A 26,716-nucleotide genomic window follows, 5' to 3' on the forward strand; every position below is an offset into this window, starting at 1 on the left:
GTTCAGGCAAGCGCCGTGGCGCGCAGGCCGGGCACGTAGACCATCTTGCCGTGGTCGGCGATGTAGCTCAGCAGTTGCCGGCGGTTCTCGCCGCTGCCCGGCGCCTTGAGCGAAATGTGCACCCAGCCCGAGTTGGGGCCTTTGGCCGGGTCGTAGCACTCACAGATGATCTGGTCGAAAGTCTTGAGGTTGTCCTTCGCCCAGTTGGCCAGGGCCAGCGTGCTCATGCCGACGATCTCGATGTCGCAAGCTTCGCCGCGCGAGTGCTGGCTGGTGCTCAGCCAGCTCGCCGGCTTGTTCTTGAGCGCCCGTTCGAGCGGGTGGCCGCGGAAAACGCTGTTCGGCGTGAAGCTGCCGAACTTGTCGCGAATCGGCTGCAGGACCTCGCGGGCGAGATTGATGGCGGCGCGCAGTTCCCGGTCGGTCGGGAAATGGTTGGCGATGCCGCGCCGGTCAGCCAGCTCCGAACGGGTCAGTTCATAGACCAGAAAGTTCGGGGCAATGCGTGTGTCGTGGCTGGTATTGGCCAGAGAAAATTCTGAAATCGGCGCATTTTTCCGGTCGACCGTGGGAGTGGCCGAGCGCGAGGCGCTGCGCGATCTGGCCGGCGGAGTGGCCGCGACGGGGGCTGGTGCCGGGGTCGAACGCGGCTTGGCGGCCGGCGTGGCGGCGGCTATTTTCGCGGCTGGCGTTTTCCGGGATTGGGCGGCGGCTTTGGTGCTGGCTTTGGCTGGAGCCGGCGTGGTGCTCGCCTTGGCCTTGCTCGTCGTGGCTGCTTTCGTCGCGGGCTTGGCAGCCGGCGCCGCCTGGCGGGGCGGGCGCGGTTTGGCCGATGTTGGGCGGGGAGTCATGCGAGGTCCTCCTTGATCTGGTCAATCAGCCCGGGCATCGGGTCGTCGTCCGGGTAGTGGGCGCGCAGGAAGTCGAGGTGCTCGGTGACGGATGAGCGCTCGCGCACGCTGGCACCGCGCCGGACGGCCTGACGGTAGGTTTGCCGGGCGGCATCGCCGCTCGCGGCGGCCTTGGCCGTCTTGCCGGCGGCGCCTTCGGCCATCGCCTGGATCAGATCGAGATCGGCCAGGCTGGCGCTGTCCCAGAAATTCGGATCGTTCGCATTGCTCTTCTCGAGTTCCTTGCACAGGCGGGCAATATCCCGGCTCAGGGTGGCCAGGCCGAGCAGCGGCGGCTGGTCGGTCGGCTGCTCGGGGTAAAAGCGGCGGATGAGCAGGGCGGCGCTGGCCCAGTTGGTGAAGGCGTAGGTCTTGCCGTGCCGGGCGTAGGCGTCGCGGTAATGCTCGGCCATGTTGACCAGCGCTTCGCAGCGCCCGCCGTCGGCTGTTTCGATGAGCGCCAGCCGCTTGTAGGCGGCGCCGAGCAGGCTCAGCCGTTCGCTGGTCGGGCCGCTGGCGCACAGTGCCGCGAGCCGGGTGATGGCCGGCTCGATGGCCTGGCGCAGGCTGGCCCGCAGCTGGTCGTCACGCTGGCCTGCGGCGGCGGCCAGCCAGGTGCGGCCGGCCAGCCTGACCTCGTAGTTGGCCAGTTGCTCGATGACGCGCACGGCGCATTGGCCGCGTTCGGCCGCGATGGCGGTGCCCAGGCTGGCGATGCCTTTCTCCCATTCGGCCGCTTCGCCCCAGACGAAACCGAGCGCTGCCGCAACGTCGGCCCGCGCTGCCCAGCCTTTCTTTTGCGTTGCCGGGATGCGGCTCTGGCGGCGCTCGATGCGCTCGGCGATATCCGAGCTGTCGCGGCCGTCGTGCAGTTCGCTGGCCAGGTTTTCGAGGTCCACGACCAGTTCGTGCGGCGTCGTGTAGGGCTGCATTTCCTTTTGCCGCGCGACAACGTCGCGCGACAGCCGATAGTTCGGATCGCCGTAGCACTGGTAGGCGCCCCAGGTATTGACGTTGTCGCAGAGGACGAAAATCTCCTCGCGGGCGGCGCGCACCGCTTCGCCGAAGAATTCGCCGGCCACCATGCGCCGGTAGAAGCCTTCGGCGAAGGCCTTGCCGGCGTCGTCGTCGACGGCCCAGCCGGCAGCGATGACGGCCTTGACGCCCATGCTGATGAACTGCTCGGCGAGGTTGGCAGCGAGCACGCCGGGTTCGGTCTTGCCGTGCCCGTCGATGCGACCGACGTGACAGCAGTTGATGAAGACCAGTTCCGGCACCCAGCGCATCTGGTCGATGTCGCCGGGCGTCAGGATGGTGTCGGGGCCGATGACCATGCCCGAGCGGGCGACGCTCATGCGCGCCGACTGGTAGTCATAGACGCCGTGCCCGGCCAGGTGGAGGATGCGCCATTTCTCGCGGTGCAGGGCTTCGAGGATGCCCGACGTGCTTTCGTCGATGCGGTCGGTCACCTCGTAGCCGGCGTTGGCCAGGGTGCCGACAACGCTCAGCGCCTCGTTGCGGGCGCCGGGCAGGTCGGCGAAATCCGGCGACTGGCTGAGGTCCGGGTTGCCGATGACGAGCGCCGTGTCGTTCGGCGCGTGGGCCGGCCGGGCGCGGAAGTTTTTCGTCTTGAACTGACGGATCATGCCGGCATTGACGGCCGGCGGGCGCGGGCTGCTGCCCCAGCGATCTTCGAGCAGTTCCCACGGATAGCGCGCCGAGCGCTGGTCGACGAGGACCACGAGGTTGCCCTGCTGGCCCGACAGTTCCTTGACGCGGACCGGCAGCAGCAGTTCGAACAGCGTCCTGGCTGCCTCGGCGTTGCGGTTGGTGTCCTGGCTGGCCAGTTCGATGAACGAGTCGGCCAGCGACAACTGGCCGGTGGCCATGGTTTCCTCGGCGCGCGCCTTGTCGGTCGGGAAAGTGAAGCGCAGGGTCTGGTCGTTGTCCCTGTCCTCGATGATTTCGAGGCGGTGCCACCATTCCGGCGGCTCGTCGGCGCGCAGGCGGTGCTGGCCGGCCTGGCCGGCTTCGATGGCCATCGCTGTCCAGCGCAGGCTGCCGCCCAGCTCGACGTTGTCGACGGCCTTGCGGACGGCGTGGGCGGCCGAGATGGCGAGGTCTTCATAGAGTTCGACGAACTCGACCTGGCCGATCAGTACCCGGCCATCCATTTCGCTGTCGGCCAGCCGCGCATTGGCGGCAATGGCGGCGCGCAGGACCGCTTCGACGGCATCGCCGATCGGCATGCCGCCAGCGCCGGTGCCGATGAGCAGGCAGCTGATGGCGGCCGAACGCGGCCGGCCGGCTTCGCCGAAACGGTCGTCCGGCCAGGCGGCGACGGTCAGCGCGAAGTCGAGCAGGGCGCTACGCATGGCCTCTTCGAGCTGGCCGGGGCTCAGTTTGCCGACCTCGCCGAGGCCGACGACGACGGCGCCGGAGGGCTTGGCGGTCGGGCTGTCGTTGAGGAATGTCTTGCTCGTGCCGAGCGGGCCGGGATAAATGTCGAGGTCGACCCGGCGCGACAGGGCGCCCTGGAGCTGCCAGTCGAGCGCCTTCTCGGCGCTGACGATGGTGTCGCCCTGGTAGTGGCCGACGACCACCGGGTGCTTGGCGTAGGCAAGGCTGCCGTGGGTGATGCCGACATCGATGACCAAACCGGCTTTTTCGCCATTCCCACGGTCAACCGGAAATCCGCCCGAAAAACCAAATGTGCCGATCTCGTCCGGGCCGGGAATGCTGTCGGCCAGCGGCAGGCTGGGCAGGACAAAACGCTCCTCGCTGCTGGCCGCGCGCGATTGGGCCGGCGGTGCAGCCGGGAGCAGCGTCGTGCTGCCCTTGACGAGCAGGTCGAGATAGCCGGGGAAGGCCTTGGGCTGGGCGCACAGGGCGTCGTGCCCGGTGTCTTCGACGTACCACATGGGGACGCCGGGCAGACGGCCGGAATCCCAGCTCACCGTGCCGTCGCCGGAGGCGGTGGCGATGAATTCGAGCTTCTTGCGCTGGCTCGGCGGCTCGTCTTCACGGCTGACCAGCTGGTAGTCGACAACGGTGGCCGGCTGGCAACCGGCGACGTAGCACATGAGCGGGTCGGCCGGCGCGGCGCGCAGGCGTTGCCACGAGACGGCCGCTTCCTTGAGCGTCGCCGCGTCGGCCAGATTCCAGTCGGCCTCAGTGCTTTCCTTGATCGCCTGCCAGTGCGTGAGGTCGGTGAAATCGGGATCGCGCGGCGCGAAGGGGAGCAGTTCGAGCAGGCCGGGGTAAGCGCGGACGATGTCGATGATCTGGTCGGTGCCGTGCGTGATGTCGAGCAGCGCGAGCTTGGCCTGCGTCGAATTGAGGCCGGTCAGCCAGCGCACCGCTTCGTAGGAGCCGAGGTTGGGCGTGCCGAGCATCAGGAAACGGCTGCCCGGCAGGCGCTTGATGCGCTCCCAGAGCGCCGCACCGGCGCCCTTGTCGGCGATCATCGAACGGACGACGAGGCCGCCCATCGAGTGGGCGACGAGGCGCAGCGGCTGTTGCGTGCGCTCGGCGCGGTCGACGAGCGGGGCCAGGGTTTCGGCCAGATGCACCGCCGCCTCGCGGATCGAGTGGCGCCAGTCGTAGGGGAAGATGTCGACGTCGTGGCTGCGCGCCAGGAAATCGACGAGCGGGCCGTAGAAATCTTCGATCAGGCCGACCGGCGTGATGTCCGGCTTGCCCATGCGCAGCTTGCCCAGGCCGCCGGTGAACAGCGAGGCATAATTTAGCCAGACCTCATCGTCGCCGGCCTTCAGTTCGCTGCCCATGGTGCCGGGCAGGACGACGGCAATCGGCCGTGGCACGTTGTCGGCGCGCTTGCGGCGGATCGGCCCCCGGGGAATGGCGGAACGGCTCTTGCCCGCACTTTCGATGGGCAGGAAGCCGCCGCTCTCCTGGTCGCCGCGGCTCAGCGCGGCGCGCAGCCAGTTGATGCTCTGGCCGTTGGTGAAGTAACGGAAATGATTGACCTTGGCCCCCTGATCCTTGCGGAAGCGGGCGCCGCCGTTGAGGCGCGGCAGGCCGCCGAGCATCGAGGCGGTATCGACGACGAGGTCGTGCTCGTTCTTGTAGAACCAGTCGGTGGCCAGCACCTTGAGCGAGTTCCACAGCGAGTCGCCACCCTCGATGTCGCCGGCGATGACCGACAGATCGGCGTCGGTGGCCAGCGCTGGCAGGCTGTTGAGCAAGCGGGTCAGGGCCGAGCCGGGAATCATCGCCTCTACGCCGGGCAGGGTGCGCGGGTCGGTGCGTTCGGCGACGATGGCCTGCATGAAATCGACGGCGCCGCCGATGACGCCGTTGCCGAGCGAGGTAAACGACAGGTAGTCGAGCACCGACAGCCAGCGGTCGAGCCGCCCGGAGGCCAGCGTCGTGCCGCGGGCCGGGCAGGCGACGCGGACGAAACGGCTGACGCGGATTTTCTTCTTGCCGAGCAGCGTGACGAATTTGACTAGCAGTTCGCGGTCGGCGCCGTAGGCGGCGTTGCGCGCCTTTTCTTCGGCGGCGGAAAGCGGCGCCAGGCCCATTTGCGGGGCAATGCTACGGTCAACGGCAAAAAAGGTCTGAATTTGAAATGGTGTCAGGACGTCAGCCAGCTTGGCGCAGCCGGAAAGGCAGAGCAGTTCGCCGACCAGGCCGCCGCGCGAGTGCGAGACGAGATGGACGTCGGCGCCTTCTGGCAGGCGTTCAAGCAGGGCGTAGGCGTTCTGGATCGGGCTTTCGGTCAGCGTCCGGTGTTCGAGGCCGAAAATGCGCTCGCCGTACGTCGTCGTCAGGCTGGCGCGCAGCTTCAGGGCATCGGCATTGCGCGGATCCCAGAGCTTGTCGTAGCTGCCGGCGGTGCTCGACGCCGTGCCGTGGATGAAAACGAGGATCGGCCCGGGGGCGGCGGGGAGCGGGCCGCTGCCGGGAACCGGCGTCAGGGTCAGCGCGTTGCCGGCAGCGATACGGTAGAGCCCCGGTCCCTTGGCGTGCAGTTTCTTGTCTTCGAGCACCTTGCCGAGCTTGCCGGCGACTTTCTTGCCGATATCGACGCCGAAAAATTCGAGCACACGAATCGCCAGCCCGGCCGCCCCGCGTTCGCTGACCACCGCCCGGCGCGGCGTCAGGCGGGTGAATTCCCAGGCCCCACCAGCGCCGCGTGGCGGCGGGCTGCCGTATTCGCGGGTCAGGTCATCGGCCCGGCTCCACAGCACGAAACCGTTTTCGAGGGCGACGCGCACCACCGTTTCCGGTTTGACCTCGATCTCCTCACCGGCGCCATCGCGGGCGCTGCCCGGGGCGAGGCGGAAGAGCGGCTCGGGCCCGCCGGGCTGGCTGGCCCCGCGGCTGCCGGCACCGACTTTGGTGCCGCGAATGCGTATCGTGCGTGTCGTCATGCTGTGTCTCCTCTACTGCTCGTCGGGGCTGGGGTGAATCAGGTCAATGCCTTGCGCGTCTTGGCGGCGCTCGTGCCGAACAGCTGCGGCATCTGCGGATAACTGGCCGAGGGCAGGCTCTTGAGGATGGCCTTGTACCAGTCGTTGCAGGTCGCCTCGGGCTTCAAGGTCTTGAGCGCCTTGAGGGCGTAGTAGGTGAAGGCGCCGTTGTAGCGGCCGTTTATCTTGGCGTCGTAGCTGTAGTTGTTGGGGCCCTCCTTGCAACCGGCCAGCAACAGGTCGCCAACCTGCTTGACGAAGGCGCCGGTGAGCGGCGAGGTGCCGATTGGCGCGACCATGGTTTGTGCCGTCTTGCCGGCGAAATTCTTGGGCAGACGGCTGGCCGGCAGCCAGTTGCCCATCGGCATGAAGCGCGGCCGGGTATCGGCGTCCTTGTCGGCCTTGGCGGCGCGCGTCACGGTGCCGGAATGGCAGCTGTCGGCAATGAGCAGCAGGCGGGCGCCGCCCTTGCGGGTGGCGAAAATGGCCTTGATTTCGTCGTCGGTCAGGGCGCTGCCGCTGGTTTGCAGGTCGTAGGGGCAAAGCGCCTCGTCGAGGCCGTCCACCTCGTCGCCGTCTTCGTCCGGCTGGTAGGTGCCGTGGCCGGAGAAGGTGATGACCAGGCTGTCGCCCTTGCCGCCGCTGGCGATGAGCTTCGTCATGGCATCGACCATGGCGGCCTTGGTTGCCTTGTCGTCGAGCAGCAGCGTGGTCTTGTAGCCGCGCGCGGCGAGAACGGCCGCCCAGTCCTGCGCGTCATTGACGCAGCCCTGGAGGTCCATGTGCGTGCCGGGATAGTTGTTGATGCCGATGCAGAGTGCCGTCTTCTTGGCCATGATTCGTCTCCTTTTTTGGTTGGCGAAGCGCTACAAACAACAGGGTGAATCAAAAAAATGACATTCAGGTTACCAGAGCAGGCGCGTATCGAGCCAGCTCACTTGCCCGGTTCGGCGTTTGACCTCTCGCACCATGTGCGCCGTGCCGCCGGTGCCGTCGCCGCCGCCGCCATTCCACAGGCAGATGAAGCGGACCCGGCTGAGGCCCTGGGCCAGCGCGCTGTAAAGCAGCCACAGGTTGCAGCGCTCGAAGGCGTTCATTTCGCGGCCGTCGCGGTCGCGCGGCAGCGGGCCGAGTTCGTCCGGCATGATGCGCGGCGCCAGGGCGACTTTGTCGCGCAGGGCGAGATAGCGCTGGCGCCAGGCTTCGCCGTTGGCCGAGGGGAGAATCGAGGCTTCGATGAAGTCCGGCTCGGCTAGCGGCAGCAGCATCTGGAAAGGGACGCCGCGGGCCAGGCAGGCTTCGGCAAAGAGGATGTCGCCACCGGCCGCGCCCTGGGCGAAGGCGAGGTCGTCCGGGCCGGCGCCGAGGCTGTCGAGCAACTCGCCGATGCGGGCCGCGGCGATGGACTCCTTGTCAGCCGGAAAGCGCGGATCGGCCCGGTCGGGGCGGTCGATCATGTGGCCGGAAAAGAGAAAAACCTTGTCCGGCTGGCGCTGGCTGGCGGGCGGCTTTAGGCGCAGCATGGCGCGTTCGAGCGTGGCCAGCGCCATGGTCACGTTGTCCGGACGGAAGCCGAGGGCCGAGAGCAGGGCGAGGTGTTTGTAGGTCGCTTCGAGGGCCAGCCAGTCGTTGTCGGCGTGGGCGATGGCCTCGCGAAAGGCGGCGCCGACGGCGGCCGGGTCGCCATCGATGATGGCCAGGCCACCGAGGTTGGCCAAGGCCCAGAAAAGGCAGGCATCGTCGCGCTCGCACGATGCCGCCCAGCGGACACCGCCGGCCATGATGGCGGCCTCGTTGGCAAAGCGCGGGTCGCCGGTCAGGTCGCGGTAAACGTGCATCATCATCACCGCATTGATGCCCGACAGGTAATGGCCCGGGCTGCTCCGGAAGGCCCGGCTGTAGCTCAGGATGGTGTCGCGCAGCAGGGCGTCTTCGTAGGCCGCATCGCTGCGCATCTGCTCCGGCGTGTGACCCGGGATGCGCCAGGCTCTGACCCATTCTTCCTTGTCCAGGCGGCCGAGCAGTTCCCAGGCTTCGATGTCGTCTTCGTTGTCGGCGATCAGCTTCTTGTAGACCGCCCGCGCTTCGTCGGTGCGGCCCAGGCGTTGCAGGCAGACGCCGCGCTGGCGGGCAGCTTCGTGGTTGTCCGGGGCGAATTCGAGGGCCAGGTCGCATTGTTCGAGGGCGAAATGGAAGTGCTCCATGCGGCGCAGCGCCTCGCCGGCCTTGAGATGGGCTTCGACACGCAGCGGCGTGGCCGGCGCCTCGTCGGCCAGGACGAGAATGTCCTCCGGATGATTGGCGTTGCGCGCCACCTCGATGCGGGTCGCCCATTCGTCGTGGTTTTCCCAGTATTCGAGCGCATTGCCGACGCGCAAGCGCGTCCAGTCGGGTTCTTCGAGGTTGGGCAGGAGGCTGTACACCGGGCTGGTCTTGCGGCCGCGCCAGGCTTTGAGCGTGCTTTTGGCCATGTTGGCCAGCGCCGCGATGTCGGTTGCCAGCCTTTGCGGGTCGGGGGCGCTGTCGAGCAGGTGGTAATTGAGCTTGCGGTCGGTGTAGATGTCGAAGGGCTGGGCGGCGCGCGGCCCCTGGACGAGGATGACGCCGCGGGCGCGCAGGGCATGGCGGACGCCGAGTTCGTACCAGACATTGGGATTGTCGAGCGTCAGGTCGGCGACGACGAGGTCGGCCATCAGCAGTTCCTGGAAAAGGTCGGCGCGAATGTCGCCGGCGCCCTGTTCCTCGTCGGCGCGCAAAACCGTCAACCCGGCGCTCTCCAGGGCCGGCCGGATCAGCTCGCCATAAACCCGGTCGAAATCGATCAGCCGGCCGTCATCGGCGGCTTTGATACCGAACGGCATGGCGACGAAGACATGCAGACTCATGGGCGCCCCTCTGTTGGCCTGACTCATCAGCCGACCCCCGGTACGATCTTTGGTTGATCGCTGGCGGGTGGTTTGCGGCATTCTTTTGATGCACTGCGGACTTGCCTGCATGCAAGTCGTTGAATCCATCTTAGACCGATGATCGTGTCATGCCAAGCACCGTTGTCTGATCGTCGTTGTGATGAATTTCACGGTCAACCGGAAAAAACGGGCAAAAATGAAATGTCACGGCGGTGGCCTGGCGGCCGGGCCCGGCCGTCTTTTCCGGAAAGACGGGAATTCAGGCAGGCGTGAATCCCGCTTCGACTCTTGCGCCGTGCTTTCAGATCGTGCTATCAGTGGCCGATGAACCGCACTATTCCCTCATCCACGCTTCCCAAGGCCGTCTTTTCATGAGCGCCCATAACCCCCGCCGTCGCCTGGCCACCGAGCTTGCCGCGGCGGCCGCCGCCTATCAGGTCGCCGCCGTCATCCCCCATTGCGCCCAATGCTCGAAGCCGTGCTGCCGGCTCGACGTGCTCGTTCTTGAGCTGGAATGGAAACAAATCAAGACTCTCTGGCAACTCGGCGAATCGCGCCCCGCCTTCGACCGGCGCCTCGCCGCCGGCCAGGGCCCCGAAGAAATCCGGGCCGGAAACGGGCTCTACTACGCCCACAGCAAACCCTGCCCCGCCTACGATCAAAGCTGCGGCGCCTGCCGGGTCTACGACCAGGAAGCCAAGCCGGTCGGCTGCACCGACTTCCCGGTCTACGAAGATGATGGCTGCGTCATCGCCGACCTGCGCTGCGAAGCCGTGAACCTCGACGCCCTGACCGCCTGGATAGCCCGCGCCGTCGGACCGGCGTATCGCGTCATCAAATCCGCCGACGCGGAATTTCCGTTCCTGGTCACGCTGACGGTGAAGAGAGTGGCCGGCAAGGGCTGAAAGCTGAATGAAAAAGGGGCATTTGGCCCCTTTTGGGATTTCAGGAAATGAGTCTCGGGTGGGGGGGCGCTCGTTGACCATTGCCAACGTTGGTTTTGGAGGAGCTGAATGGCCGGAGTGTTGCAGGTTGCTGCAGCTGAGGGGGGAAATGGCGAAAAATCTTCCTTCACTCCATACTTCTTTCCCGGCAGCTACGGGCTGGGGTGAAGCCACCGGCACTGTGTAGGTGGCACTAGGTTCCTCTCCCGTCGTGCTGGTGAACTTACGAAACTACGCGGATTTCGCATGCAGAGTGGCGCCGCCAGAAAAGCAGCGGAATTCCACCGCTCAGCCCCAGGAAAAGCATGACTCCGCCAAAGGTGGTAGATACGAGGAAAGAATCGGGCGCGGCGATGCCAACCTGTCCAAACGCCACTACCATCGCACCCTCGCGCAGTCCCCAGCCCGCCAGCGATACTGGCAGCATGGTTAGCAGCATTACGGGAGGAACCAGCGCCAGGCAGTGGCCCAACTGCATCGGCACCTGGAGCGAGCAGGCGATGAGGAACATCGCTGTGGCGATGCCGATATGAATCACTACCGACATGGCTAGCGTTAGGGCGCGGGTGCGTGTATCCGAGAGCGCCAATTGCATCAGTCCCGCCAGCGTGCCGAACCAGGGACGTCTCAGCCATGCCGGTATCTCAACTCGATCCATGCGCGCCATGAGCATAAGTGCCATGGTGATTGCCGAGATCAATGCGATGAGCGGAAGTACCAGCGTGCTGCCGAGCGTGATGGCGCCCATTGCGCTGAGCAGCAGGGTCGTGGTCGCCAGTAATGCGAGTCCCGCCAGCGCCAGCGATCGATCGACCAGCAGGCTTGCCACCGTTATGCTGAGAGGAATACCAGCGCGGCGGGCAAGCCAGACCTTGGCGACTTCACCAGCTAGGGATGGGAACACCGTTTGGTTGAAGAACATACCAATCAGCACGTAGCTCTCGGCCCGTACCAGACTGATGGGATTGCCGGCGAGGTGCAGGATGATGCGCCAGCGACCGGCGTTCAGCAAAGTCAGAGATAGAAGCAGTAGCGTTGCGCTCACAAGCAGCGGCATGTCTGCGCTGTACCAACGCCTCTCCATGTCCTCCAGATTGATGCGCATCCCGAGTGCCGCGAGCAGTACCACTGAGACAGCGAGACGCGCGAATAGGATCAGTATGCGGATACTCAGTGGGTACGTTGTCGGCCGATCGCTGCTCACACTCATCGACTTGGACCCGGTGAGAGCTCGTCCGGCCACTTGAGTGCGCACCCAGCGGACTGTTCTTCCCTCTGTGCCGTATTTGTCCGACGTAACAGCAACCAGTTGTCAACGCCTTGGTCGATAGCGAAGTGAGATTTGAGGTACGCATGCAGGCGAGGAGCGTAGTTCGACATGCGTGTGCGCTCTGTCCTGTCGAGCGAAAAATTTTCGTTGTACAGCACATAGCGCACATGTTTCAGTTCCAGCGCACAGATGAAATTGGCTTCGACAAGCGGGTTTGTGTTGAACGGGAATAGGTATATCTGCCGCGAGGGAAAAGGCCGGTCAGTGACCACATTGAAACCAGGCCCGTAGGGCAGGGCGACGATGGGGTCGTTCGGCGAAGTGTCGGCGATGATCCGTTCCAGCAGCGGTTGCATTGGTTGGGAGAGAGGTAGCTTCATTCCATTGGCGAGCACTGGGTGGAACGACGCTCGGTGGTAGCCGCCGGAAATGTCTCCACTGTGGCGGATCATCAAATAGGCCACGAAGTACGAAATCAGAACCGACGCAAGAACCACGCTAAGTGCGCGTCGTGGCTGGCTGGTCGAGGAGCCGAACTGACGTATGAACGGAGCGACGATAATTGGAGTTGCTGCGAGTAATGCGAACAGGCGCTCGGCAAGATGCGCTGGATCGGGACGCTCCCAGGCGTATTGAGGTAGATTCATGGCAAGCCAGACCAAGGCCAGCAACGAAAGACCCAACTCGTTGCGCAGCGCGTGATCGGTACGCGCTTCCCGTGCGAGCCATATCGTATTCGCAACGAGCAGCCCCGGGACCAGGATCGCCCCCCAGTAGAGCCATGCGTGCGTTCTTCCATGCGACAAATGCCCGAGCCGCCACAATCCCGGCGCTTCGAGGCGGTAAGGTCCTGCGATGCGTTCCCCAACGTGCCGAGGTAGCTCAATGAGCTGCGTCACGTAGTCGGCGAGGATGCGGTCTGCATCCAGCAGCGTGAGCAACGGTAACAACGTCAGAACGAAGCCGGTGAAAGCAACTCCGGTATCCGCCGTGAAGCTACTGCTCGTATCGACGTGTAGAGCGCGGGTAAGCCACAACACAAGTGCCAGCATGACGAAGCCAGCTATCGAGACCTCTATCCTGAAGTACAGGCCCAGCGCGGTGCATGCCCCTAGTGCTGCTAGCCAGGCCGTGCGTCTGGTCATGAAATATTGTTGCGCGCAACCGAGCAGGGCGAGCCACAGCGTTGGCTGATAGGCCTTGTACCAGGGGCCCGGCACAAGGCACAGCACGAGCGCGACAGCTATCGCCATCACCCGACTACCCGCAGCCCGCGTGATCAGATAGAGCAGGCAGACGTTGAACGCGAGCATCACGGCCATCGTTGCGCGCGAGGCATTCAACGTCTCGCCGGGTGTTCCGGAGAAGAGTGAGAACAAGAAAAACAGGCCGGGCATATAGCTGTTGAGTTCTATGTCCCGATAAAGCTGCAAGCCGTGCGCGACACCTCCTGCGACGGCATAGAGGTAGCCCTCGTCGCCGAAATTGAACGGGAACGACCAAGCGTAGGATAAATAATAGGCGAGTGCCCCCGAGAACAGTACAGCAGTGACCAGGCTGTCACGCACAGTCGGGCTAACTGCCTGTCTCATAAGCGACCCTCACGCTTGATCTGCGCGTAGCAGTGAAAGGCATTTATTGCCAACACGAACCTTCGCTTGAATGAGTATGCTGAACGGCCGGAGGAACGCGCATGACGCTCATATGCCACGCTGCACCACGACGGATGTGCACACGCCAGCATTGCCATCACATAGGGCGCCGCTCCGCGTGGGGCGACCAACTGCATCCGCGCCTCGCTATCCAGTACGAAGAACAAGCCGATGCGCGGATCGAAACCGCAATTTGCGAGCCGAAACAGCAGCCACTTGAAGACATAGGAGGTCAACTCGTCAGAGAGCCTGCGGTAGGTCCCGACTCGCCGGCCGAAGACTACCTGGACGCCGCTTGTGCGTGCCTCGGCCAGAAGCCGCGGAATCTCTTCCGGCGGATCTTGAAGGTCAGAGTCCATGACCACAATGTGTCGTCCTCGGGCTTCCTGAAGACCCGCCAGCACGGCCCGGTTCTGGCCGAGATTGCGCGCATGCCTTATCAGCCTTGTTTCGACACCAAGCGAGGCGGCGGAACTCAGGAGAACTTCGCCGCTGACTTCTGGGCAGGCATCGTCGACCCCGATGATTTCGAACTTTTCGTCTGCTAGCGCTTTTGCCAAACGCTCGACCAACTCCTGCATGCTGGCTGAGTTGCGATACAGTGGCAGGACGACAGATACGTCGGGCGCCAGCATCAGTAGCCCAGCGTCCTGTCGATAAGATTGACTGGTGATTGGCCGCTAGCCCAGCGTCCGAGATTGTGTTCGAACAGCGAGTAGAAGCGTCGGCATGTCGGCGACTCGGGGGCTCGGCCGACGTGCGGCGTCAATAGTACGCCAGGATGCCGCCAGGCCCAGTGCCCGCTGGGGGGGGGTTCCTCGCGCAGGCAGTCGAGACCGACGCCACCCAGCCGGTCGAGCGCCGACTCGAGGGCCTGCTCATCGATTAGGCCACCGCGTGAAACGTTTATGAGGAAGCAGCCGGTCGGTAGTGCAGCGATGTTTTTTCTGTCGAACAGGTTTTCGGTTTCCGCAGTGAGCGGTAGGGCCAGCACGACGATGTCGGCCTGTGGCAGGCGTGCCAAGCCCTCATTCAACCCGATGATGGGAACCTCGGATACCGCATCCACATCAGGCTGGCGCCGCACGGCAGTCACCCGCCCGCCCATGAGCCGCAGGCGGCGGCAGACCTCGCGTCCAACGCCGCCATATCCGAAGACCAGTGTGTGCGTGTCTTCAATCGAGACGAGGGCGCGACGATGCCACAAGCCGGCCAAGCGGTTGCGCTCAGATGCGGTGATGCCGCGCAACAGGCTGAGTATCATCGCCAACGTGTGATCGGCCAACTCATTGTCATAAACGCCCCGCGCGTTGCTGATCAGGAAGTCGCCAGTGCGCACGCGCTCGCTGGAGAGCAGCAGATCCATACCTACCGAGTTTGACTGCATCCACTTCAGGCGGCGCGCAAACGGCAGAGCTTGGATGAAATGGGGATTGCCGAGCACCACGTCAGCGTCTTCGAATTCGCGCAGTGCCTGCTGCTCGCTGGATACCGGCACAATCTGCCAACCAGGCGCGCACGCCTGCAAATTAGCCAAATGCGTTACGTCGCAGGGATAGCTGACGACGACCTTGCCGATCATTTCTGTAGTGAGGGTACAAGTAACTTGCTCACCGCATCGCATAGATTGATGTGATCGGCCTCGACGATTGCCGGGGTTCGCGCTGTGAGCATTTTCAGATAGCCGCGCACAAGTTCGATCTGCGCGGCGCAATCCAGGCGAGGCCACAAATCACTCATGAACGAGCGACGCAGGAAGCTGAATGAACAGTCGAGGCGAACCATTTCTTCCAGTAGCAGGCGGCACGGCAGTGGATGGCCTCCATCCAACGCAGTGACACCACCGAACCCGAATTCACGCCCGGCGAACAATTTGCGAACGTACTCAATGGTACCGTCGCACATGGGCGGAAAGATGCTGGACACACCACGGCTGATGGACAAATCGTTCAGCCCGATATAGACCGCATCGGTCGGCAGTGGCGCGATGCTCGCAGCGGCGGCGACGGCTTCCTCGGTCTCGATGAGGATGGCGGACTCAGAGCGACCGCCGATCATGGCAAGGAATCCTGCGACTTCGTCTGCATTTTTTACCATCGGTAGGAACAGACGCTCCGCGCCGCATTCTATGGCGCGGTCGACTTCTCCTGCGGTCCATGGCCCGTATGGATTGATTCGGCAGAACACGCGTGCGCCGTGCGGCAGGGCAGCATGACAGACGTGTTCCAGATCTGCGGCGCTGGCAGGATCGATTTCAGTATTGGCTCCCGTCTGGCGGTCGTGTTTGCCGCGCCATTCCATGTCGACCATGAAACTGCGGATGCCTACATCGATGGCGCGTGCGACATTGAGGGGGGTGCGTACGAACAGCACGAGATCAAGCAGGCTCTTGGTCATGAACGTTGAGCCCAGGCGATCAGCGAAGTGCCGAATGGAGCATGCCGTCCGAGGAGTAGTAGTTCGGTGCGATTGATGGTGGCAAACAACCGACCCATCCATGCCGGCGGTTGGCGTTCGACGCTACTGATGTCCCCCTGTGCCAAGCGGCGCGAGAGGAGCATGGCGCCGAACAGCAGGCATTGATAGTAAGCAGTTCCGAGCGGCGCCCAGCCATGCTGGGTAATTTCTTCGATCAGACGGCGGCGCCGGTAGCGGCAGCGATGGCCTGCCCTTACGTCGGCATCGCCCCATAGTAGCGGAAAAGCCGGTACAGAAAGTAACAGAAAGCCACCTGGTCGGACCAAGCGCGCAGCCTCGGCGAAGAATTTTTCCGGCTCAAGGTGTTCCAGCACGTCAAGCGCAACAATGAGGTCGAATTGCCCGGCGGCGAGCGGTATGCGATGAGCGTCCGCCTGAACGGGCACGGCTTCGGGCTCGCAGCGTACTGCTTCCCGGAGCGAGCTTTCGTAAGCATCGACGCCGACGACCTCACCAAACCGGGCGCGCAGCACAGGCAGAAAACCACCGCTGCCGCAGCCAATCTCTAGCGCGGCGGTGCGGCCGGAAAGCGGTAGCGAGTCAAGAATTCGTGTGATTAGCCGAGCGCGTGCATCGAACCAGAAGTGCGTTTCGGAGATTTGGGACAGATGGTCTCGCCGCGCCTCAGCGAAGCGTTCAGGCCGGAATCCGCGTGCCCCGACCCATATTCCATTTTCGAGTGACAGCATGAAACCACAGTCAGCGCAGCGTAGTTCCGCCCCCGTGAGTGGTAGCCTGCAGTCAGGGCAGGTCCATGACGGCATGGTCAGCCCCGGTAGGTTGCCGAGAAAATCTGAAATGCGTGCAGCGGCGAGAACACCCTAGCTCGCTCCAGAAGGGTCTCGAGGGTAGCGCCCCAACCGCGATTGGTAATGAATGGTGGGAAGAAACCGAATGCAGTAGATCGCGCGTCAACGAATCCGGCACGTTCAAGTGCAGGCAGGACAAGTCCGGGCCGCATGCGGGCAACGCCGCCGTCGCCCTTCCATGTCATACGTGGCGTGAGCGCGATCTGTATGTAGTAAAGCGGATTCCAGGCTACGGGCTCACAAAATGCAACCACTGCACCGGGCTTTAGTACCTTGGCGAGGCCAAGGAAAATGTCATCGAGGTCGTGCATGTGATGCAGCGTGAAGAAGCCGATGGCGCGGTCGAACCGTTCGCTCGTATGTGCCGCTACCTCTGCCAGATCGCAAGCTATGACTTGCCGTGGCGGCGTGCGCGCTGCATCCAACATGCGCTGTAGCAGGACCGGGGATAGATCTAGGCAGGTGAGGCTGTAGCCGACGTCAAGCATTGGGACAGAGTAGCGACCCTGGCCGCAGCCTACTTCCAGGATATTCTCTGCCTCGTCCAGTTGGGCGATCCTTGCCATTCGATCGATCTGGCGTCCGATATAGCGCGCGCCAGCCGAGGGTCGCATGGTTTTCTTGTTGATGCTCTCGTAGTACCAGCGTTGATAAGAGTTATGCTGCGCGTTTGACTGCGCTTCCTGTGATGGGTTGGCCATTTGGACTTGGGAGCATTAGTTTAGGGGTTATCTGAGCAAACCATATTTGCCGGGCGGGTCGGCATAAAAATGTCGGGAATTAGGCAGATTCTACGCGTTGACTTCAGAAGTCGGTTGTTTTACCCATCACTTTCGGCATCATCGGCCAAATTTGCAGATAAAAAAGGAGCCAACCGGCTCCTTTTTTGATGCTTCGGGATTCGGCATAGCCGTCCCGAAAATGACTTTTCGACTCAGGCGAAGTTGGCTTCGGCGAACGACCAGTTGACCATGGAGGCCAGGTAGGTTTCGACGAATTTCGGGCGCATGTTGCGGTAGTCGATGTAGTAGGCGTGTTCCCAGACGTCGACGCAGAGCAGGGCCTTGTCGCCGGTGGTCAGCGGGGTGCCGGCGGCGCCCATGTTGACGATGTCGACCGAGCCGTCAGCCTTCTTGACCAGCCAGGTCCAGCCGGAACCGAAGTTGCCGACGGCGGAGGTCTGGAAGGCGGTCTTGAAGGCGTCGAGCGAACCCCACTTGGCGTCGATGGCTGCAGCCAGGCCGCCCTTGGGTACGCCGCCGCCGTTCGGGGTCAGGCAGTTCCAGAAGAAGGTGTGGTTCCAGACCTGGGCTGCGTTGTTGTAGATGCCGCCGGCCGGGGCCTTCTTGACGATGGCTTCGAGGTCGAGGTTTTCGTACTCGGTGCCCTTGATCAGGTTGTTCAGGTTGGTGACATAGGCCTGATGGTGCTTGCTGTAGTGGTAGTCAAAGGTCTCGGCCGACATGTGGGGGGCGAGGGCGTCTTTGGCAAACGGCAGGGCGGGCAGTTGGTGTTCCATTTATGTTCTCCGTTGGGGTTTGATGAGGGGTGAATCGAAAATTCTAGTCAGCTTCCGGGCTGGCGACAACCTGATTTACCGTGGCTTCGGCCGAACCGCTGGCAAAGCGCAGTTTGAGCAGGTCGCCCGGGCTTAATCGGGTGGCGTCGCGGATGGCCCGGCCGTCGGCATCCATGGCAAGTGTATAACCTCGCGACAGGACGGCGTGTGGATCAAGCTGGGTCAGACTGCTGCCAAGTGAATTTAGTTTCCCGGAATATTGAGAAATTGCCCATTGGGTCTGCCGGGACAGACGATATTGCAGGTGGGCGATGCCTTCGGCCAGCTTTTCCGGGCGCGGCCGGGCACTGGCGTGGCGGAGGCCGAGCGATTGCAGGCGGACGGCGCAGTGCTCGGTTTGGCGGCGCAGGGCGTGGTGCAGGCGCGAGCCCAGCGTTTCGGCTTCGCGCTGGCGTTGGCTGATGCGTTCGGCCGGGTGCACGAGGCGGGTGGTGAGCCAGTCGAGGCGCTGCAATTGATCAGATAGCGTGCGGTCCATGCGCCGGCCGAGGTGGTTTTCGAGCTGGGTCAGGCGGTCGAGCAGGGCGTCGCGGTCGGGGCTGGCCAGTTCGGCAGCGGCAGTCGGGGTCGGGGCGCGCAGGTCGGCGGCGAAATCGGCGATGGTGAAGTCGGTTTCATGGCCGACGCCGGAGATGACCGGAATGGCGGAGGCGTTGATGGCGCGGGCGACGCTTTCTTCGTTGAAGGCCCAGAGGTCTTCGATGCTGCCGCCGCCACGACACAGAATGATCGCATCGCAATCGCTGTTGGCGGCCAGGGCGATGGCGTCGGCGATTTTGGCGCCGGCGCCTTCGCCCTGGACGGGAGTCGGGAAGAGCGTGATGGCGACGTGCGGGGCGCGCCGGTGCAGTGTGGTCAGGACGTCGCGCAGGGCGGCGGCCTGCGGGCTGGTGACGATGGCCAGGCGACGCGGGAAGCTGGGCAGGGCTTTCTTACGGTCAACGGCAAAAATGCCCTCATTTTCAAGTTTGGCCTTGAGTTGCAGGAAGCGTTCGAAGAGGTCGCCCTGGCCGGCGCGGCGGATGGCTTCAACGTTGAGCTGGAATTCGCCGCGCGGTTCGTAGAAGGAAACCAGCACGCGGGCTTCGATCTTCTGGCCGTTCTCCAGCCGCCAGCCGAGCACTTGTGCCCGGCTTCGCCACATGACGCAGCGCACCTGGGCACTGGCGTCCTTGAGCGAGAAATAGACGTGGCCCGAGGCGGCGTAGGTCAGGTTGGATATTTCGCCGCTGACCCAGGTCAGTGGGAAGGCCGATTCGAGGCAATCCCGGACCTGTCTATTCAGGCTGGATACGCTGAGGACAGAGTTACCGACAGGTTGAATGGCATTTTGCATTTGTCAATTGTAACCCGCGCCTTTATTTTGCGGTCAGTCGTTGACAGGGTTTTGTTTTCTTAAGTCTTTGATTATTAAAGATGTAAAGAACATGCCTTGTTTTTTGGCAGAGTGTAAAAAGTCCTTTGCTGGTTGGGAGTTAGCGCAACTGTAGACACTTCATTCACAGACTTATCCACAGGTTTTGGGGATAAGCCGCGCCAGGGCCGTCATTTCGCCGCTTGCCCTGCGGCGGGGGGCAGGGCAGAATTGCGGGCTAATATTCCATCAAGGATTCCCTCACGTGCTTGAGATCATTAAGGCGGCCGGTTGGCCCATCTACCCCTTGCTACTGGCTTCGATCATTTCGGTGGCGTTGATTATCGAGCGCGTCGTTGCCCTGCGCCATGCCAAGGTTGTCCCGGCCGGCTTGCTCAAGCGCGCGGTCGGCGAGTTCAAGCGGGGCGCCAACAACGACAAGCTGCTTGAGGATCTTGATGCCCATTCGCCGCTCGGCCGCGTGCTGTCGGCCGGCCTGCGCAACGTTAATGCGTCGCGCGAGATCATGAAGGAATCGATCGAGGAAGCCGGTTCGGCCGTTTCACACGAGCTCAATCGCTACCTGACGACGCTTGGCACCATCGCCTCGGTCAGCCCGCTCATGGGTCTGTTCGGCACCGTGGTCGGGATGATCGAGATTTTCGGTTCGCAGTCGCCGACCGGTACCAATCCGATGCAACTGGCCCACGGTATTTCCGTGGCGCTGTACAACACCGGTTTCGGTCTGGTCATCGCCATCCCCAGTCTGATCGCCTGGCGCCATTTCCGGGCGCTGGCCGACGGCTTCGTTGTCGAGATGGAGCAGCAGGCCGTCCGCCTCGTCGAGTACATGCACGGCGAGCGGAAGTAAGCGATGAATTTCCAGCGTGGCCGCAGCCGGGAAGAGCCGGAAATCAACCTGATTCCGTTGATTGACGTATTGCTGGTCATCATCATCTTCCTGATGCTGACCACCACCTATGCCAAGTTCTCCGGGCTGGAGATCAACCTGCCGACGGCCGACGCCAGCAAGCAGGCCGAGCAGCCCAACGAGGTCGATGTGGCCGTGACGGCCACTGGCCAGGTGCTGATCAACAAGTCGCCGTTGGCGACCAGTGACGTCAAGAGCATCGCCGACGGGCTGCGCCGGGCGGCGGGTAGTCGCGAGGATCCGCTGATCGTCATCAACGCCGATGCCAAGGCGACGCATCAAAGCGTCGTCGACGTCATGCAGGCGGCGCAGACAGCCGGTTATCCACACATTTCCTTCGCCACCCAGAATCGTTGATGTTTGCCCGCTGGCTACAGCGACAGTGGTTCGAGCAACGCCGGCTGACGCCGGCGTTGTGGCTTTTGCTGCCGCTGAATTGGCTCTACAGCCTGTTGAGCGCGCTCAATCGCCGGCTGGCCAAGCCGGTGCGGCTGCCCGTGCCGGTCATTGTCGTCGGCAACCTGATTGTCGGTGGCGCCGGCAAGACGCCGCTGACCCTCTGGCTGGCGCAGCAACTCACGGCGCGCGGCTGGCAGCCGGGGATTGTCAGCCGCGGTTACGGGCGCAGCGGCGATGGCGTGGTTTCGGTGAGCGCCAATTCGAGGCCGGAAGAGGTGGGCGATGAACCTTTGCTCCTCGCCCGGCGCAGCGGGGTGCCGGTCTGCGTCGGCCGCCAGCGCGCCGCCGCTGGCGCTGCCCTGCTTGCGGCGCACCCGGAGGTCAATGTCGTGCTCTGCGACGACGGCTTGCAACACTACGCGCTGGCCCGCGATGTCGAACTGGTCGTTTTCGACGCGCGCGGCGCCGGCAACGGCTGGCGACTGCCGGTCGGGCCGCTGCGCGAACCGCTGGGGCGACTTGCCACGGTCGACGCGATTATTGGCAATAATTTGAAATCCCGGTTTGCCGCCTCGGCGCCAACTTTCGACATGAGGCTGCAGCCCGGCTGCTTTTATCGCCTCGGCGATTCGCAGCAAACCTGTTCGGCCGAGAGCCTGCGTGGCCGCGGCCGGCTGCATGCGCTGGCCGGCATCGGCAATCCGGCGCGTTTCTTTCAGACGCTGGAAACGCTGGGATTGAACTGCGAAAATCACCCGTTTCCCGACCATCATCGCTATTCGGCCGCCGATCTGGATTTTGCCAAAGACGGCATCCTGCTGATGACCGAGAAGGATGCAGTAAAATGCGCCGGACTGACGGCGGGTGAAACCTGGGTTCTGCCCGTCGAGGCCGAGCTTTCGCCGGCCCTTATTGAACTGATTTTGGAGAAACTCCATGGACGCCAGGCTGCTTGATATTCTCGTCTGCCCGATTTGCAAGGGCAATCTCGAACACCGCAAGGCTGAGAAGGAACTGGTCTGCAAACCCTGCAAGCTGGCCTTCCCGATCCGCGACGACATCCCGATCATGCTCGAGGACGAAGCGCGCCAGCTCAACGCGGACGGGCAGTAATGTCCGGCCTCGCCTTCAAGGTCGTCATCCCGGCGCGTTACGCGTCGACCCGCTTGCCGGGCAAGCCGCTGCTTGATCTCGGCGGCAAGCCGATGGTCGTCCGGGTGGCCGAGCGGGCGCGTTTGTCGGGCGCCGAGGAAATCTGGGTGGCGACCGATCATCCGGACGTCCGTGCTGCCGCCGAAGCGCACGAAGTCGCCGCGCTCATGACGCGCAGCGACCATCCGACCGGCACCGACCGTCTGGCCGAGGTCGTCGAACAACGTGGCTGGGGCGGTGACACCATCATCGTCAATGTCCAGGGCGACGAGCCCTTGATCGAGCCTGAGGTCATCCTCCAGACGGCGCGCCAACTGGCTGCCTCCGGCGCCGACATCGCCACCGTCGCGCACCCGATCACCGATCCGGCCGATTTCTTCAACCCGAACGTCGTCAAGGTGGTCTGCCGAGCCGATGGCGACGCCGCGTATTTTTCCCGCGCGCCGATTCCCTATGCTCGTGACCATTTCGCCAGAGAAGCGGGTGGCGAAACGCTGCCAGCCAATTTCCCGGCCTATCGTCACGTCGGTTTGTACGCCTACCGCGCTTCGTTTTTGAAGGCTTTTTCCGGGTTGACCGTGGCACCGACCGAACACTTCGAATCGCTCGAGCAGTTGCGCGCCTTGTGGCATGGCTACCGCATCAGCGTGACGTTGATCGACGCAGCCCCGGCGCCTGGCGTCGATACGCCCGAAGATGCAGAGCGGATGCGCAAACTGTTTGACCGGGCCTGAAATTCCGAGTAATTTTTCGCCTTTAGAGAACGGCCGTCACAGACGCTGAAACGAAGCCGATAACAATAATTTTCAATAGTTAAAAACCCGAGGGACTTTTCATGAAATTGATTTTGTTGGGCGCTCCCGGCGCCGGCAAGGGTACGCAAGCCACATTCATCTCCAAAGAATTTGGCATCCCGCAAATTTCCACCGGCGACATGCTCCGCGCACAAGTCAAAGCCGGCACGCCGCTCGGTCTGGAAGCCAAGAAGCACATGGATGCCGGCGGCCTGGTCCCGGATGCGGTCATTATCGGCATGGTCAAGGATCGTCTGACCCAGGACGATTGCAAGAACGGCTACCTGTTTGACGGCTTCCCGCGCACCATTCCGCAGGCTCAGGCCATGCGTGACGCTGGCGTGCCGCTTGATTTCGTCCTCGAAATCGACGTGCCGGACAGCGACATCGTCACCCGTATGGCCGGTCGCCGTGCCCACCTGGCTTCGGGCCGCACCTACCACGTCGTGTTCAACCCGCCGAAGGTCGAAGGCATTGATGACGTAACCGGTGAGCCGCTGGTCCAGCGCGATGACGACAAGGAAGAAACCGTCAAGAAGCGCCTGGAAATCTACCACTCGCAAACCAAGCCGCTGGTCGAGTTCTACGGCAAATGGGCGGCCGAAGGCGATGCCAAGGCCCCGAAGGTTCGCAAGGTGGCTGGTGTCGGTAGCGTCGATGGCATCACCAAGAGCGTTTTTGAAGCACTGAAGTAAGGGACGAAGATGACGGTGAAAAACGCCTTCTACGCACAGTCAGGGGGCGTTACCGCCGTCATCAATGCAACGGCGTGCGGCCTGATCCAGGAAGCACGTCGTCATACCGACAGGATCGGGAAAGTGTACGCCGGCCGCGATGGCATTATCGGTGCGCTGACCGAAGACCTGATCGATACCAGCCTCGAATCCGACGAGGACATTGCCCGCCTGCGCTCGACGCCGGGCGGCGCCTTCGGTTCCTGCCGCTACAAACTGAAAAGCCTAGAAGAGCATCGCGCCCAGTACGAGCGCCTGATCGATGTCTTCAAAGCGCATGACATTGGCTACTTCTTCTACAACGGCGGCAACGATTCCATGGACACCGCCTGGAAAGTGTCGCAGATCGCCGAAAAGATGGGCTACCCGGTAGTTTGCGTCGGGGTGCCGAAGACCGTCGACAACGATCTGCCGCTGACCGATTGCTGCCCGGGCTTCGGCTCGGTCGCCAAGTATGTCGCCACCTCGATCCGTGAGGCCGGCTACGACGTCGCCTCGATGGCGCGCACCTCCACCAAGATTTTTGTCCTCGAAGTCATGGGCCGTCACGCTGGCTGGATTACCGCCGCCTGTGGTCTGGCTTCGGAGAATGTCGGCGAACCGCCGCACATCCTGCTCTTTCCCGAGGTTCCGTTTGATCCGGAGCGCTTTCTGGCGCGCGCCGATGAGTGCGTCAAGCTGTATGGCTATTGCACCGTCGCTGTCTCCGAAGGCTTGTCCGATGCTTCCGGCAAGCTGATTGCCGAATCCGGTACCAAGGATGCTTTCGGGCACTCCCAGTTGGGCGGTGTCGGACAGATCGTGGCGCAGTTGATCAAGGACAAGCTCGGCTACAAATATCACTGGGCGCTGGCCGACTACCTGCAGCGCTCGGCCCGCCACCTGGCTTCGCGGACCGATATCGAGCAGGCGCATGCCCTGGGCGTTGCTGCGGTGGACCTGGCTTTGCAGGGCAAAAATGCCGTGATGGCGACCATCAATCGTCTGGCCGATGCCCCATATCGCTGGGAAATCGGCGATGCGCCGCTCAAGGACATCGCCAATGTCGAACGCAAGATGCCTCCCGAATTCATCTCGGCTGATGGATTTCATATCACCGATGCCTGCCGTGCCTACCTGCAACCGCTGATCGAAGGCGAGGAGCCGCCGCCGTACCGCAAGGGGCTCCCCGATTATGTGCGTTTGAAGAACGTTTCCATTACTAGAAAGCTGGGGGCGTTCAACGTGTAGTTCCATCAATCTAGGGAGGGAGTGTATGTCTACACCGTTGTGGTTGGCGCTTGGGTGCGCCGTTCTAGCAGTGTTGTACGGCTGGGTTTCCAGTCAGCAGATCCTCGCGTTGCCAGCCGGCAACGAGCGCATGAAAGAGATTGCCAAGGCAATTCAGGAAGGCGCGGAGGCATACCTCAGCCGACAGTACAAGACCATCGCCATGGTCGGTATTGTCCTCTTCCTGGTGATCGGTTTTATTCCCAAGCTTGGCTGGCTGACCGCCTTCGGTTTCCTGATCGGCGCAGTGCTTTCCGGCGCTGCCGGGTTTATCGGCATGAACGTTTCGGTGCGCGCCAATGTGCGCACGGCAGAAGCAGCGCGTAGCGGCATTTCGGCCGCACTCGATGTCGCCTTCAAGGGCGGCGCGATTACCGGCATGCTGGTGGTCGGGCTTGGGTTGCTCGGTGTCGCTGGTTACTTCGCTTTCCTCAAGTCGGCCAATGGTCCCGGCGCCGACTTGCACCATGTCATCGAACCGCTGGTTGGCCTGGCCTTCGGCTCCTCGCTGATTTCGATCTTTGCCCGTCTGGGCGGCGGCATCTTCACCAAGGGGGCTGACGTTGGCGCCGACCTGGTGGGCAAGGTCGAGGCCGGTATTCCCGAGGACGACCCGCGCAATCCGGCGGTGATCGCCGACAACGTCGGTGACAACGTTGGCGACTGCGCCGGTATGGCCGCTGACCTGTTCGAGACCTACGTCGTGACCGTGGTGGCCACCATGGTTCTGGCCGCGCTGATCATCAAGACGGCAACCGGTCTGGGCGAAAACTTCGTGCTTTATCCGTTAGCGCTGGGCGGCGTGTCGATCATCGCCTCCATCGTTGGTTGCTATTTCGTCAAGGCGACCGAAGGCGGCAAGATCATGGCGGCTCTTTATCGCGGCCTGATTGTCGCCGGCGTGCTGGCCCTGGTCTTCTATTACCCGGTCACCTCCTGGCTGATCGGTGCGGGTGCCACGTTGCCCGACGGTAGTGTGATCAACACCATGACCATGTTCGGCTGCTCCGTCGTCGGCCTGGTGCTGACCGCTGCGCTGGTTTGGATCACCGAGTACTACACCGGCACCGATTACGCGCCGGTGAAACACGTTGCCGCTGCTTGTCAGACCGGCCACGCCACCAACATCATTGCCGGTATCGGCGTGTCGATGAAATCGACCGCCTGGCCGGTGCTCTCGGTCTGTGCCGCCATCTGGGCTGCCTTTGCGATGGGCGGGCTGTTCGGTATCGCCATTGCCGCCACATCCATGCTGTCGATGGCCGGTATCGTCGTGGCGCTTGATGCCTACGGTCCGATCACCGACAACGCCGGCGGCATTGCCGAAATGGCCGAATTGCCGAAGGAAGTGCGCAACGTTACCGATCCGCTCGATGCCGTCGGCAACACGACGAAGGCCGTGACCAAGGGTTACGCCATCGGCTCCGCCGGTCTGGCGGCTCTGGTGCTCTTTGCTGACTACACCCATGGTCTGGAGGCCGTGTCGGGCAAGGTCTTCACCTTTGACCTGTCCAATCACCTGGTCATCATCGGCCTCTTCATCGGTGGCCTGATTCCCTTCCTGTTCGGTGCCATGGCCATGGAAGCGGTGGGGCGTTCAGCCGGTGCCGTGGTCGTCGAGGTCCGTCGCCAGTTCAAGGAAATTCCGGGCATCATGGAAGGGACGGCCAAGCCGGATTATTCGCGTGCCGTCGATATGTTGACCGTGGCGGCGATCAAGGAAATGATGATTCCGTCGATCCTGCCGGTCGCCGTGCCTATCGTGGTTGGTCTGGTTCTCGGTCCGGTCGCTCTCGGTGGTCTGTTGGTCGGTACCATCGTGACGGGCCTGTTCGTTGCCATTTCGATGACGACGGGTGGCGGTGCTTGGGACAATGCCAAGAAGTACATTGAGGATGGTCACTTCGGCGGTAAGGGCTCGGATGCGCACAAAGCGGCCGTGACGGGCGATACGGTCGGCGATCCCTATAAGGATACGGCCGGGCCAGCCGTTAACCCGCTGATCAAGATCATCAACCTGGTTGCCTTGTTGATTGTTCCGCTGATAGCTTGATTTGCGGTATTGTTTTGAAGGAGGCGGCTGCGGCCGCCTTTTTTACATTTCTTTGATTTGTGAT

22 protein-coding genes are annotated in these 26,716 nt (G+C 63.0%); 9 read left to right on the top strand and 13 right to left on the bottom strand.

All coding sequences use genetic code 11. From position 1 onward, the window contains the following. Window positions 1-2: 2 nt before the first annotated feature. The 4 genes from KI610_RS06855 to KI610_RS06870 all read right to left on the bottom strand — a co-directional run bounded on the left by KI610_RS06855 (window position 3) and on the right by KI610_RS06870 (window position 9,213). Entirely contained in the window at window positions 3-851 is an 849-nt protein-coding gene (locus KI610_RS06855; RefSeq protein ID WP_226497912.1) for a D-Ala-D-Ala carboxypeptidase family metallohydrolase, read from the bottom strand. Then, window positions 848-6,289: a DUF7379 domain-containing protein gene (locus tag KI610_RS06860; protein ID WP_226497913.1), complete on the bottom strand. Its 5,442-nt coding sequence runs from the start codon at window positions 6,287-6,289 to the stop codon at window positions 848-850. Before KI610_RS06860 ends, KI610_RS06855 begins: the two co-directional genes overlap by 4 nt. A gap of 38 nt (window positions 6,290-6,327) precedes the next feature. Continuing rightward, a complete protein-coding gene (locus KI610_RS06865; RefSeq protein WP_226497914.1) occupies window positions 6,328-7,164 on the bottom strand; it encodes a caspase family protein in 837 nt (278 codons plus the stop codon). Window positions 7,165-7,233: 69 nt separating this feature from the next. After that, complete coding sequence (locus KI610_RS06870) at window positions 7,234-9,213, bottom strand: tetratricopeptide repeat-containing protein (RefSeq protein ID WP_226497915.1); 1,980 nt, start codon at window positions 9,211-9,213, stop codon at window positions 7,234-7,236. 392 nt (window positions 9,214-9,605) lie between these two features. On the opposite strand from KI610_RS06870, the gene KI610_RS06875 reads away from it, so the two are divergent. After that, window positions 9,606-10,139, top strand: a complete 534-nt coding sequence (locus KI610_RS06875) for a hypothetical protein (protein ID WP_226497916.1) — start codon at window positions 9,606-9,608, stop codon at window positions 10,137-10,139. Between the two features lie 262 nt (window positions 10,140-10,401). On the opposite strand, the gene KI610_RS06880 is transcribed toward KI610_RS06875, so the two are convergent. From KI610_RS06880 to xseA, 9 genes are all read right to left on the bottom strand, one after another. Next, on the bottom strand, window positions 10,402-11,283 hold the full coding sequence (locus KI610_RS06880) for a lysylphosphatidylglycerol synthase transmembrane domain-containing protein (RefSeq protein WP_404827479.1): 882 nt from the start codon (window positions 11,281-11,283) through the stop codon (window positions 10,402-10,404). Between the two features lie 101 nt (window positions 11,284-11,384). Next, window positions 11,385-13,016, bottom strand: coding sequence for a hypothetical protein (locus KI610_RS06885; protein ID WP_226497918.1), 1,632 nt, complete (start codon window positions 13,014-13,016; stop codon window positions 11,385-11,387). Between the two features lie 20 nt (window positions 13,017-13,036). Next, entirely contained in the window at window positions 13,037-13,735 is a 699-nt protein-coding gene (locus tag KI610_RS06890; RefSeq protein ID WP_226497919.1) for a glycosyltransferase, read from the bottom strand. Beyond that, window positions 13,735-14,682 carry a D-2-hydroxyacid dehydrogenase gene (locus KI610_RS06895; RefSeq protein WP_226497920.1) on the bottom strand — a complete coding sequence of 316 codons (948 nt, stop codon included), beginning with the start codon at window positions 14,680-14,682 and terminating at the stop codon, window positions 13,735-13,737. The genes KI610_RS06890 and KI610_RS06895 overlap by 1 nt, the downstream gene beginning before the upstream one ends. Further along, entirely contained in the window at window positions 14,679-15,497 is an 819-nt protein-coding gene (locus KI610_RS06900) for an aldolase/citrate lyase family protein (protein WP_226497921.1), read from the bottom strand. Before KI610_RS06900 ends, KI610_RS06895 begins: the two co-directional genes overlap by 4 nt. After that, entirely contained in the window at window positions 15,494-16,267 is a 774-nt protein-coding gene (locus KI610_RS06905) for a class I SAM-dependent methyltransferase (RefSeq protein ID WP_226497922.1), read from the bottom strand. Before KI610_RS06905 ends, KI610_RS06900 begins: the two co-directional genes overlap by 4 nt. 77 nt (window positions 16,268-16,344) lie before the next feature. Further along, a complete protein-coding gene (locus KI610_RS06910) occupies window positions 16,345-17,088 on the bottom strand; it encodes a class I SAM-dependent methyltransferase (protein WP_226497923.1) in 744 nt (247 codons plus the stop codon). A 233-nt stretch (window positions 17,089-17,321) separates the two neighbouring features. Next, on the bottom strand, window positions 17,322-17,906 hold the full coding sequence (locus tag KI610_RS06915) for a superoxide dismutase (RefSeq protein ID WP_226497924.1): 585 nt from the start codon (window positions 17,904-17,906) through the stop codon (window positions 17,322-17,324). A gap of 43 nt (window positions 17,907-17,949) precedes the next feature. Continuing rightward, a complete protein-coding gene (gene xseA / locus KI610_RS06920) occupies window positions 17,950-19,302 on the bottom strand; it encodes an exodeoxyribonuclease VII large subunit (RefSeq protein ID WP_226497925.1) in 1,353 nt (450 codons plus the stop codon). Between the two features lie 283 nt (window positions 19,303-19,585). On the opposite strand from xseA, the gene KI610_RS06925 reads away from it, so the two are divergent. The 8 genes from KI610_RS06925 to KI610_RS06960 all read left to right on the top strand — a co-directional run bounded on the left by KI610_RS06925 (window position 19,586) and on the right by KI610_RS06960 (window position 26,652). Then, window positions 19,586-20,191 carry a MotA/TolQ/ExbB proton channel family protein gene (locus tag KI610_RS06925; RefSeq protein WP_226497926.1) on the top strand — a complete coding sequence of 202 codons (606 nt, stop codon included), beginning with the start codon at window positions 19,586-19,588 and terminating at the stop codon, window positions 20,189-20,191. Window positions 20,192-20,194: 3 nt separating this feature from the next. Continuing rightward, entirely contained in the window at window positions 20,195-20,608 is a 414-nt protein-coding gene (locus KI610_RS06930; protein WP_226401139.1) for an ExbD/TolR family protein, read from the top strand. Further along, entirely contained in the window at window positions 20,608-21,606 is a 999-nt protein-coding gene (gene lpxK, locus KI610_RS06935) for a tetraacyldisaccharide 4'-kinase (protein WP_226497927.1), read from the top strand. Before KI610_RS06930 ends, lpxK begins: the two co-directional genes overlap by 1 nt. Further along, entirely contained in the window at window positions 21,587-21,763 is a 177-nt protein-coding gene (locus KI610_RS06940) for a Trm112 family protein (protein ID WP_226401137.1), read from the top strand. Before lpxK ends, KI610_RS06940 begins: the two co-directional genes overlap by 20 nt. Further along, window positions 21,763-22,536, top strand: a complete 774-nt coding sequence (gene kdsB / locus KI610_RS06945; RefSeq protein ID WP_226497928.1) for a 3-deoxy-manno-octulosonate cytidylyltransferase — start codon at window positions 21,763-21,765, stop codon at window positions 22,534-22,536. Before KI610_RS06940 ends, kdsB begins: the two co-directional genes overlap by 1 nt. A gap of 101 nt (window positions 22,537-22,637) precedes the next feature. After that, window positions 22,638-23,291: an adenylate kinase gene (gene adk, locus KI610_RS06950; RefSeq protein WP_226497929.1), complete on the top strand. Its 654-nt coding sequence runs from the start codon at window positions 22,638-22,640 to the stop codon at window positions 23,289-23,291. Window positions 23,292-23,300: 9 nt separating this feature from the next. Continuing rightward, on the top strand, window positions 23,301-24,560 hold the full coding sequence (locus tag KI610_RS06955; protein ID WP_226497930.1) for a 6-phosphofructokinase: 1,260 nt from the start codon (window positions 23,301-23,303) through the stop codon (window positions 24,558-24,560). Window positions 24,561-24,585: 25 nt separating this feature from the next. Next, entirely contained in the window at window positions 24,586-26,652 is a 2,067-nt protein-coding gene (locus KI610_RS06960) for a sodium-translocating pyrophosphatase (RefSeq protein ID WP_226497931.1), read from the top strand. Window positions 26,653-26,716 lie beyond the last annotated feature (64 nt).

The sequence above is a fragment of the Ferribacterium limneticum genome, assembly GCF_020510565.1.
Classification (GTDB): domain Bacteria; phylum Pseudomonadota; class Gammaproteobacteria; order Burkholderiales; family Rhodocyclaceae; genus Azonexus; species Azonexus limneticus_B.